Annotated in this window: 11 protein-coding genes; all 11 read left to right on the top strand. The window is 46.0% G+C overall.

Going from position 1 to position 11,174, the window contains the following annotated elements:
• Nucleotides 1–155: 155 nt before the first annotated feature.
• The 11 genes from Q5741_RS21210 (at nucleotide 156) to Q5741_RS21730 (ending at nucleotide 11,125) form a co-directional block, all read left to right on the top strand.
• On the top strand, nucleotides 156–431 hold the full coding sequence (locus Q5741_RS21210) for a hypothetical protein (protein WP_305026103.1): 276 nt from the start codon (nucleotides 156–158) through the stop codon (nucleotides 429–431).
• 237 nt (nucleotides 432–668) lie between these two features.
• Nucleotides 669–995, top strand: a complete 327-nt coding sequence (locus tag Q5741_RS21215) for a nucleoside triphosphate pyrophosphohydrolase (protein ID WP_305026104.1) — start codon at nucleotides 669–671, stop codon at nucleotides 993–995.
• A complete protein-coding gene (locus Q5741_RS21220; protein ID WP_305026105.1) occupies nucleotides 979–3,429 on the top strand; it encodes a DEAD/DEAH box helicase family protein in 2,451 nt (816 codons plus the stop codon). Before Q5741_RS21215 ends, Q5741_RS21220 begins: the two co-directional genes overlap by 17 nt.
• Before the next feature lie 599 nt (nucleotides 3,430–4,028).
• Nucleotides 4,029–4,919, top strand: a complete 891-nt coding sequence (locus Q5741_RS21225; RefSeq protein ID WP_407074402.1) for an ABC transporter permease — start codon at nucleotides 4,029–4,031, stop codon at nucleotides 4,917–4,919.
• Between the two features lie 12 nt (nucleotides 4,920–4,931).
• Nucleotides 4,932–5,801, top strand: coding sequence for a carbohydrate ABC transporter permease (locus tag Q5741_RS21230; RefSeq protein ID WP_305026107.1), 870 nt, complete (start codon nucleotides 4,932–4,934; stop codon nucleotides 5,799–5,801).
• A 78-nt stretch (nucleotides 5,802–5,879) separates the two neighbouring features.
• The gene (locus Q5741_RS21235) at nucleotides 5,880–7,508 is read left to right on the top strand and encodes an ABC transporter substrate-binding protein (RefSeq protein ID WP_305026108.1); all 1,629 of its coding nucleotides are present in this window, start codon (nucleotides 5,880–5,882) and stop codon (nucleotides 7,506–7,508) included.
• Between the two features lie 119 nt (nucleotides 7,509–7,627).
• Nucleotides 7,628–8,305, top strand: coding sequence for a GntR family transcriptional regulator (locus Q5741_RS21240; RefSeq protein ID WP_305026109.1), 678 nt, complete (start codon nucleotides 7,628–7,630; stop codon nucleotides 8,303–8,305).
• 154 nt (nucleotides 8,306–8,459) lie between these two features.
• Entirely contained in the window at nucleotides 8,460–9,782 is a 1,323-nt protein-coding gene (locus Q5741_RS21245; RefSeq protein ID WP_305026110.1) for a WXG100 family type VII secretion target, read from the top strand.
• 23 nt (nucleotides 9,783–9,805) lie between these two features.
• Nucleotides 9,806–10,156 (top strand): Imm3 family immunity protein, encoded by a 351-nt coding sequence (locus Q5741_RS21250; protein WP_305026111.1) that lies wholly within the window; start codon nucleotides 9,806–9,808, stop codon nucleotides 10,154–10,156.
• A gap of 580 nt (nucleotides 10,157–10,736) precedes the next feature.
• On the top strand, nucleotides 10,737–11,003 hold the full coding sequence (locus Q5741_RS21255) for a hypothetical protein (RefSeq protein ID WP_305026112.1): 267 nt from the start codon (nucleotides 10,737–10,739) through the stop codon (nucleotides 11,001–11,003).
• Nucleotides 11,004–11,026: 23 nt separating this feature from the next.
• Nucleotides 11,027–11,125 carry a nucleotidyltransferase domain-containing protein gene (locus tag Q5741_RS21730; protein WP_407074401.1) on the top strand — a complete coding sequence of 33 codons (99 nt, stop codon included), beginning with the start codon at nucleotides 11,027–11,029 and terminating at the stop codon, nucleotides 11,123–11,125.
• The last annotated feature ends 49 nt before the right edge of the window (nucleotides 11,126–11,174 follow it).

Consider the following 11,174-nt stretch of genomic DNA (forward strand, 5'->3'; position numbering starts at 1 on the left):
CTAAGTCATTCTTGGCGTTTGTATACGTGGCTGCCATTTTCAAATTGACTCAATGAAGAGTTTTCAGACACGACCTAGCCTGCATCCAAGATGAAGCCTCCAGTTTTACTTGGTTTGCTTTTGATGTATTTGGTAGCAGTAACCAATCATCCGAAGTGTTGTTCCCAAAGCCATACTCAGAAATCCTAAGCACAGATGAACTAATTAAAAAAGCAAAAGAAATAGTGCAGTTCCATTCGGGAGTGTTCATTGGGATTAGAAAGGGTAAAGAAATAGGGTGGGAAACAAATACATTACCGGAAACAGAAGAAAGTGAAGGGTTACAATACCCCGAGGCTGAAATAGAAATTCGTCCATTTGATACTTCGTATTTTGAAATTTACGGCATGGACATTATAATCGGAAATAAAATAAAATCTAGTTTTATGTAATTGTTTTGGGCGCCGGTAGAAATTATACTGGTGCTTTTTTATATTGAGGGGATCTCCATATAGCTATGATGCCTTCTCCAGTAAAGATATGGACAAATTATTACATGAGCTTGGGAGATTGAGGGATAAGCTAGTTGATAATAATGCAATAACCTCCCAGTAAGAGTAGAAGATAATCCGCAGCGAAATAAATAGAGTATAATTAAAAAAACTTGAACTTAGAAAGGACCAGCCCCTATGCCTACATATAACAAACTGGTGCGTGACCGCATTCCTCATATCATTACCTCTCAGGGGAAAAGCTGTCGTACACGCATTCTGAACCCGGAAGAGTACAAGGAAGAACTCAGAACTAAACTGCGCGAGGAGAGCGAAGAGTACTTCGCGGCGGCCAATAATACAGACGCCTTGGAAGAATTGGCGGACATGCTGGAAGTCATCCGCTCCCTGGCGGAAGTCCATGGTTCCAGTACAGCTGAGCTTGAGAAAATCCGTGCAGACAAAGCCGAAGCTCGCGGTGGATTTGCAGAAAGAGTGTTCCTGATCGATGCTGACGAAGCTTAACATTAAGTTAATAACCGACAATCTGGGTGATGAACTGATCGCCGGGATGCAGCATGCTTCCGGCATTTATATTATGACCTCGTTTATCATGCAATCCGGGGTGAATCTGCTGGCCCCTCATCTGAAGCAGGCAGTCGAACGCGGAGCGGAGGTCCGCATGTTGGCCGGTGACTATCTGTACATAACCCAGCCGGCAGGGCTGCAGGCGCTGCACGATATCGATAGCCGGATTGAGGCACGGTTATGGCGCAGTGCAGGAACCTCTTTTCATCCCAAGGCCTATCTCTTCGACTACGATAACGGGGAAGGACTGCTGATTGTAGGTTCATCTAACTTCTCTTTTTCCGCACTAAAGACCGGATATGAATGGAATTTGGCAATGAATGCGGAGGCAGAACCTTACACGTTCCAGATGGCACTGGAGAAGTTCATGGAGAACTTCTATCATGAGACAACGCTTCCGGTAAATCCGGACACGATTGCATTGTACCAGGCAGAATATGATCACTATCATCGTAACAATCCGGAATTGATCCAGCGAATTACCGACATGGAAGAAGCCGAACTGGAGACAGGCGCTGCATCGGATACACTCACCGTCGAACGTGTTGAAGAATCGCTGACTCCCATTCGACCAAGGGCTGCACAGGAGCTGGCACTTGAAGCGCTTGAGCGCACACTCGAAGAGCAGTATGACAAAGCCATGGTTGTTATGGCAACTGGTCTTGGCAAAACCTATCTCGCAGGCTTCTTTGCCCAAAAATTCCGCCGTATTTTGTTCATAGCTCATCGGGAAGAGATCCTATTCCAGGCCAAGGCTTCTTTCGAACGTATTATGCCTGAACGTACTTATGGTATCTATAACGGGCAGATTAAGGATGGAGATGCTGATTGTATATTTGCATCGATCTATACGTTAAGCAGACGCAAACATCGTGAGAGTTTTGCCAGAGATGCCTTTGACCTTATCATTGTGGATGAATTCCATCATGCTGCCGCATCATCTTACAACCAGGTTATTGAGTACTTCCAGCCGCAGTTTCTGCTTGGAATTACGGCTACCCCGGATCGGATGGACGGTAAGGACGTATATGCGCTCTGTGACGGAAATGTGGCATATCAGATTCATTTTATCGAAGCGATCCGGCAGCAGTGGCTGGCTCCCTATCAGTATTATGGCGTGTATGATGATACGGACTATTCGCAGATTCGCTGGCTGGGAACCCGCTACGACGAAGAAGAGCTGCTGGCAGCCCAGCTTCAGGATTCTCAGGCAGCAAAGATATACGAAGCATGGATCAAGCATAAGCAGACGCGCACCATCGGGTTCTGCTCATCCATTCGGCAGGCGGACTTCCTGGCGGAGTGTTTTCGTAAGCAGGGTCACCCCGTCGTGAGTCTTCACTCGCGTACAGCCGAAATGTCCCGCAGTGAAGCGATCCGGCGTTTGAATACAGGGGAACTTGACGTGGTGTTTACCGTAGACCTGTTTAACGAAGGGATAGATATTCCAAGCGTGGATACGCTGCTGTTCGTAAGGCCGACAGAGTCGATGACGGTGTTCACCCAACAGGTGGGACGCGGGCTGCGTCTGGCAGAAGGCAAGTCACACTGCGTAATTATTGATTTGATTGGTAACTACCGCAATGCGGATATTAAGCTGGAATTGTTGTCCGATACTCCTTCTGCTGAGGGTAAGGGGAAAAGATATTCCTTTCTGCCGGAAGCGCCTGCATACTGTGATATTCAGCTGGAGACCAGAGTGGTGGATCTGCTCCAGGAGCTGACTCGCAAGCGTATGCCGCACCGGGATAAGCTGCTGCAAGACTTTCTTGCTCTCAAGAGTGAGTTTGGCCGTATTCCCACTTACCTTGAACTGCATCTGCACGGGCAATCGCCAGCAATTGCATATCGTTCTGAATTTGGTTCGTTTATTGGCTTCCAGCATTGGGCCGGATTGCTTAATGACCGGGAAGAGGAAGTATACCAACGATACAAGGCTTGGTTGGAAGATGTGGAGAAGACGAGTATGAATAAAAGCTATAAGATGATCGTTCTTCTGTACATGCTGAACCGTGGGGAGACCCGCTGGACGGAATCTGTAACTGCAACGGAGGCAGCTCCCTTTTTCCATCAGTATCTGACATCAAAGGAATACCGCAAGCGCATTGATTTCTCCGGCAAAGAATCCAGCACACTGTGGGAATGGAACGACGCTACTGCGGTGAAGCTCACCAAGCTGATTGCAGATATGCCGATGAGCAAGTGGAGCGGGGCGAAGGGCAGCCAGACAAGCTACGAGAATGGAAACTTTACACTTAAGCTGGATTTTCAGGATGAACATGAGAAGCAACTCCTGCACCGCTGGACCCTGGAGATCTGCCTGTACCGGCTGCATCTGCATTTTGAACGCAAGGAAAGCGAGATAAAATAAAGCAGGATATAAAAAAGCAGCGGACTGCTGAAGCTTGGCGGTCTGCTGCTTTTTTACTATTTTCTCTAGATCGCAAGCCCTGTTTCAGTCATAAAATCACAAAAAAGTGAATGAGTTAGAAAAAAGGTATTGAATTTGGAAAAATGATCAATTACAATCTAACTAACATACTAGTATAACTAGTGTGGGAATGCTGCAAATTGAAAGGCAGTTGCAAGTAGCTTGTCAGAAAAGCAAATAGCTGGAGCAGAGAAGTAAAATTTTTTAAGTAAACATGTAAGCGGATTCATTATACCATTGTATACGCATGAATGCAGATAAGCATCCAGAAATCTAACTTCGCTCTGAAATGAACACGTGTACATTTATTTAATGGTTTGTTGATACCGCTTACAATTATAATTTGCCACGATGTTGTCTTTGGGTCACGATTTCTAATCCAAAATGAGAAGCTTCTCCATACGATACGGAGGTGACCATGCCGTTCCATTGCCTGCAACATTATTTCAGGATAGGAGTGAACACCCATGAAGTCTGAGACTGCAAAAGCCGCTTCGCGAACGCTTGAATTAAGCAAGGAGAGCAGGCTGCGAACGACGATGTCGCTGCTGCGCAAGGATTGGCAGCTGTACTCCCTGTTAATTCTGCCCCTGATTTACCTGATCATTTTCAAATATGGTCCTATGCTGGGTAATGTAATTGCCTTCAGACGGTTTGTGCCGGGCGGCAGTATTTTTGGTGAGAAATGGGTGGGCCTTCGGTACTTCAAGATGTTCATCGAAGACCCGACCTTCTGGAGAATATTCGGCAATACGATGATTCTCGGTGCTTTGACCCTGGTGTTCACGTTTCCGGTGCCCATCATTTTTGCACTGCTGCTGAATGAGGTGAAGAGTAAGCGGTTCAAGAAGTTCGTACAGACGGCGTCTTATCTGCCGCACTTTCTGTCTATCGTCATTGTGGCAGGAATGATTCTGCAGCTGACCGCCGTCAACGGTTCCATTAACGGGCTGGTTACTTTCTTCACAGGTGAAGCGATTCCGTTCATGCAGCGGGCGGAATGGTTCAGAACGATCTACATTACCTCCGAGATCTGGCAGGGCATGGGCTGGGGGGCTATCCTGTATCTGGCGGCGCTGACTACGATTGATGATTCGCTCTATGAAGCGGCACGCATCGATGGAGCGAACCGGTGGAAGCAGACACTGTATGTGACGATCCCCGGGATTTTGCCGACGATTGTAACGCTGCTGATCCTGAACATGGGTAACTTCCTGGCTGTCGGCTTTGAGAAGATCCTGCTGCTCTACAATCCGCTCAACTATCAGACCTCCGATGTCGTATCCACGTACCTGTACCGGATTGGTCTGGAATCAAGCAACTTCAGCTATGCGACGGCCATCGGGCTGTTCGAGTCAATTATCGGGCTCGTGCTGGTATTCTCGGTCAATGCAATTTCACGCCGGCTAACGCAGCGAAGCTTATGGTAAAGGAGGGGCAGCATGAAAGAGTCAACTTCATACAAAGTGTTCAAGGTATTTAATGCGTTGTTCCTGTTACTGATTGTCTTTGTCACCCTGTATCCCTTTCTGAATGTGGTTGCCCAGTCCTTCAGCAGCGAATCCTACATCAATTCCGGTCAGGTGAGTCTCATTCCGCGGGGCTTCAACATTGAGACCTACAAGACGATCTCCCGGGACAGCATGTTCTGGACCAACTACAAGAATACGGTCATCTACACGGTGGTCGGAACCTTGATCTCGATGTTCATGACCACAATTTTTGCCTACGCGATTGCCAAGAAGAGATTAATGGGCCGTAAATTTTTCACCATGTTCGCGGTATTTACCATGTTCTTCAGCGGCGGTCTCATTCCGAACTATGTGCTGATTAATGCTCTTGGCTTTGACAACTCCATCTGGGCACTGGTGGTGCCTGGAGCAATCAGTATCTACAACATGCTCATTATGAAATCCTTTTTCGAGAATATGCCGGAGGAGCTGGAAGAAGCGGCAGCGATCGATGGACTGAACACCTACGGTATTCTGTTCCGCATCATTCTTCCGCTCAGTAAAGCGGTTATGGCCACAATGGTACTCTTTTATGCGGTGAGTCACTGGAACTCATGGTTTCCGGCCTTTCTGTATCTGGACAAAAAAGAACTCTTCCCGGTCACCATCTATCTGCGCAACATGATTGCCGGGGCGACAGGCGGTACAGCGGCAGGGGCTTCGGCCGATAATCTGACCCAGATCTCCGCGAATATCAAATCGGTCACAATGGTGCTCACCATTCTGCCGATCCTGACGATTTACCCTTTTGTCCAAAGGTACTTTGTAACCGGTATCATGCTAGGTTCCGTCAAACAATAGCAGTCATTTATTGAGGCAATTTGCAGGTGGATTAAGGCAGAAGGCAGACCCAAAAATGAAAAACAGGGGGATTACCGAATGAACAAACAACCTCGCAAGTGGATGGGCAAAATGATGCTGGCAGCGGTGATGAGTCTCGCGTTAACCGCGTGCAGCAGCAGTGCAGGAACCGAGAAGGTCGAGCCTGAGAGCAAGGGAGCGATGGACGCTTACAAGGCGGGAGAGCAATTTAAGGCATCAGAGCCATTTGATCTGTCCATTCTGTTCAGCGACCAGCCGGCATATCCATACAAGAAGGATTGGCTGTTGTTCCAGAAAATAACCGAGCTGACAGGTGTGACACTCAAACCAACCATCGTACCGATGAGTGATTATTCGCAGAAAAGATCCCTGCTGATCAGTTCCGGTGATGCACCGCTTGTGATTCCAAAAACATATCCGGGTGAGGAAGCACCTTTTGTATCTTCCGGGGCCATTCTGCCAGTCAGCGACTACACCGATCTGATGCCGAACTACACAGATAAGGTGAAGAAATGGGGGTTGGAAACGGAGCTGGATGGTCTTCGTCAGGAAGACGGCAAATATTATGTCCTGCCAGGTCTGCATGAAGAAGTATGGCCGGATTATACGCTGCTGGTGCGTACCGACGTCTTCAAGAAGAACAATATCGCCATTCCGACTACATGGGATGAGCTGTACACATCTCTGAAGAAATTGAAGGAGATCTATACGGAATCCATTCCGTTCTCTGACCGCTTCAAGTTTAACAGTACATTAAATATTGCAGCGACGGGCTATGGTACACGGGCTGGATGGGGGTATGGCAGCGGCCTGACCTACAATGCAGACAAGGATGAATTTGTCTACGCGGCGACTACACCGGAGTACAAGGAAATGGTGACGTACTTCAACAAGCTGGTATCTGAGGGACTGCTGGATAAGGAAAGCTTTACACAGGATGATGATCAGGCGATCCAGAAATTTGTTTCTGGTAAGTCCTTTGTAATCAATGGGAACTCTCAGACGGTTGTGCTTCACCGCAATGATATGAATAAAACGCTGGGTGAAGGGAAATTCGAGGTTGCTAAGATTACCGTTCCAGGCGGGCCAAAAGGCCAGCTTATGGCAGGTTCCCGGCTGGAGAACGGCGTCATGATCTCTGCAAAAATCAAGGACGATCCGCATTTCAAAGCGATTATGCAATTCATTGACTGGCTGTACTACAGTGACGAAGGACAGGAATTTGCCAAGTGGGGCGTAGAAGGTGAAACATTCACCAAGACAGACGGGGTTCGCAAACTAGTGGATGATATTAACTATAATGGTCTGAATCCGAAGGGAACGAAAGATTTGCGGATTGATTACGGATTCTCTGGCGGTGTATTCGCTTATGGCGGTACAACAGATCTGCTGCACTCCATGTTCAGTGAAGAAGAATTGAAGTTCCAAAAAGATATGAAAGAAACGAAGACCGTTGTGCCTGCAGAGCCGCCGATCCCTTACACAGCGGAAGACCGCGAACAGGTTACACTGCTGAGCACTCCGCTCAAGGATTACACGGATCAGAACACGCTGAAATTCATTCTGGGTGAACGCAAACTGTCGGAGTATGACGCATTTGTGAAGGAGCTCGAAGGACAGAATTTGGGTAAGTATGTAGAGCTGGCAAATAAGACTTATAAGGACTACAAGGAAAACAACAAGTAATGTAGAAAAGAAATGTCCAAGAGCTGGTAGAATGCACAATTGCCGTTTCTTCTGAGAATTCAGTGAGACGGCAATTTGTGCTAAGATGAATAAGATGAACGTGAAAAGAGGTTAGGTGCATGATACTTAATCAGAAGATCCGGGGCTCAACCCGAGCATATTCATATGAACTGATCAAAAATCGCATCCTGCATCTGGAGCTGGAGCCCGGCACCAAAATCTCTGAGAAGGAAATTGCTGATGAATTGCAGGTAAGCCGCACACCTGTCAGGGAAGCTTTTATGAAGCTGGCTGAGGAAGAACTGCTGGATATCATTCCACAGAGCGGCACCATGGTTTCTCTGATCAACCTTAATCATGTGGAAGAAGGGCGGTTTGTGCGTGAGAAGCTGGAGAAGGAGATTGTTGCTCTAGCGTGCCATTCGTTCCCGGAGGAATACAAGTTCAAGATGGAAAGCAACATCGCTATGCAGGATTTGTGTGTGGACAAGAATAACTTTTACCAGCTGTTCGAGCTGGATGAGGAATTTCATAAGCTTTTATTCCAGGCCACAGGTAAGATCAGAACTTGGCGGCTGCTGCAGCAGTTAAACATTCATTTTAATCGCTTGAGGATTTTAAGGCTGATTCAGGATTCCAATTGGGAGCATCTGATTCAGCAGCATAAGGAAATTTACCGGCTCGTTATGGAAGGTGATCCGGACAGGGCGATGCAGGCGATGGAGGACCATCTCCGGCTGGTTGTTGTAGACCGGAAGGTACTGACCGAGAAGTATCCGCATTATTTTATATACTAGTCATGGGTGAATTCATACACGGGTTAGAAGGCAAGGTCCAACAGGACCTTGTCTTTGTTGTTTATCATTATGGAAAATTCCTACTTAGGTTACTAGGAATGGGTTAGGCCTCTTGATAAAGTTAATTCCATAATACGGAAAACGGGGTCAGCCTATGACGAGAATACAAATTCCGAAAGATCGGATTATGGAAGCAGCGCAGCTCTATCATCATGGACACAACGAGTTTACACGGATGTTGAGGCAATTAGAGCGGAGTATGATCGGGCTGCAGGCTCAGTGGTCTGGCGCTACGCGAGAGCATTTTTGGGGCGAATATCTTCAGATGATGGATCGCATGCAGCGAACGACAGACCAGCTTTTATCCATCTCTACAGAATTGACTCTAATCGTAAAGCTGTTCCAGGATACAGACGAACAAACGGTTGAACTGCCCATTCTGCCGGCCGCTTCAGCCTCGAAACCCAGCTCTAATGAAAACATAGGCAGCAAACTATGGGACTTTGTAGAAACTGCCGGAGACCAAATGGTTAATACCTCTCAAAAGATTGTCAAGAAGGTGTCGGATACGGCGCAAGAGATTGCAGAGCAGGCCGTCAATTTTGCAGTGGGTGTGAAAGATGAGGCTCTGGACATAGGAAATAATCTATTAGAGACAGGTAAAGCTCTGATTGAACATCCGATTGATTCGGCAGTGGATATCGCTTACAATGCGACCATCGGAACGGTAAAGGATGTCGGAAGTGGTGTGGCATTCGCGTGGAATTATGCCGTAGATCATGGGGACGCTCGTAAGCAGGTCGATCAATTTGTTGATGGCGAGATGAAGAAGGGGAACGAGCAGGGATGGTCCAACTACTCAGGACATGTTGTAACCGGTTTGTTTTCCCAATTTATTTTGAGAAGAGTGGGTGTCAAAGGGAAGCTTGGTGACAGCGATAAGTATAAACTAAAGAAACCTGAGGACGGAGAGCTGTTCAAGAAAAGGTCTGAGGGGACGGGTAACCTTAAAGACTTGCCTAGCATCATAGAACGTGTGAAAGAGATAAGGTCTCAATTACCTAGCAAGTTGAAAAAGTCAGGAAACGTTGGATATGCTGAAGTTGATATTCAAGGGATTAACAAAAAGGAATATTTTGCTCATAGTTCAGTAAATAACGCTACAGATAAAGGTGTATTGCCGGGCATGTCTTTAAAGCCTCCAGGCGAACCAGTATTTAAAGCTAAGAAGGTTGACCCAGACAATGCAAGAATTGATACGCCTGAAGCATACCTGAGGGACTATGATACAGAGTATAAAATCTTGAATGATATTGCATCACAACTTGGAAATAACAAAAATGCTAAAGGAACAATAAATCTGTTTACAGAGCGACTTACTTGCCAAAGTTGTACTGATGTGATACTGGACTTTAGAAGGGAATATCCAAACATTACAATAAATGTTCTTACAAACGATGGTAAAGTAGTTAAATAGAACAATTAGGGGAGGAGAACCGTATGCAAGAGTGGAATTATAACGAGCTAACAGAGTATATCAATGAAGTCTTCGAGAATTCTATGTCTGATGGGCTAAATGCTCTTCAGGCAGGAGGACGATGCTTATATGAATTTGCCAATGTAATTGAAGAGGGGGAAACTGAGAAGACTATATTTTATGTTACTCTAGCTCGTTTACAGATTGAAAAAGGAGTCCTATCTCAACGAATCTATGATGAAGTGAGAAGTATTGTCAAGAACTTTGATATAAGTAACTTCGTTAGCGAGCTAGGTTTTGACGATGCTATGGATTTAAGTGAACGTGTCAAAACAGTAGAAGCAAAGTTACACAGTATTGAAGTTATTGACTAGTATTTTAATTCTGATTTCAGGTAAGGTTGTGGGGGCTACCCAGTGCCGAATGAACCCATCATTCAACAATAACACATATAACCCTTGTAATACTCGTATAAAGATTTCTTCATTTCGGTTGTACGCACATCAAATGCTTAAATTTTATATCCTAATAACGCTATTCCGATACATCTAGCAGGTTGATTATGGTCAGATACCACCATGATTGACCTGCTTTTTGTTATCTTCGTTTTCTTCCGATTTATCAAAATAAAATCGCAATTGTAGTTTGGGGCGAATATCTTCAGATGATGGATCGCATGCAGCGAACGACAGACCAGCTTTTATCCATCTCTACAGAATTGACTCTAATCGTAAAGCTGTTCCAGGATACAGACGAACAAACGGTTGAACTGCCCATTCTGCCGGCCGCTTCAGCCTCGAAACCCAGCTCTAATGAAAACATAGGCAGCAAACTATGGGACTTTGTAGAAACTGGCGAGACCAAATGGTTAATACCTCTCAAAAGATTGTCAAGAAGGTGTCGGATACGGCGCAAGAGATTGGAGAGCAGACCGATTAATTTATTGATGGCGAGATGAAGAAGGGGAACGAGCAGGGATGGTCCAACTACTCAGGACATGTTGTAACTGGTTTGTTTTCCCAATTTATTTTGAGAAGAGTGGGTGTCAAAGGGAAGCTTGGTGACAGCGATAAGTATAAACTAAAGAAACCTGAGGACGGAGAGCTGTTCAAGAAAAGGTCTGAGGGGACGGGACAAGGTCTCAAAGTACCGCAAGGACTTACACAGGCACAATTTGATAAAGTATCATCAATGATACGAGAAAAAGTAGGGCATAAGTAGGGCATATAAGTGATGATATAGTTGTGCAAGGCAGTCGGGCAAAGGGAACAGCAAAACCAACTTCTGATATTGATATAGCTATTAGAGTTCCATCTGGAGTTGTCAACAAAAGTGCAGTTTGAAAACACCCCTCATACAGAAATCCCGTGATTAAGCTGCTTGTGACAGCAT

Origin of the sequence: Paenibacillus lacisoli, from assembly GCF_030580655.1 — a bacterium.
Classification (GTDB): Bacteria; Bacillota; Bacilli; order Paenibacillales; family Paenibacillaceae; genus Paenibacillus; species Paenibacillus lacisoli.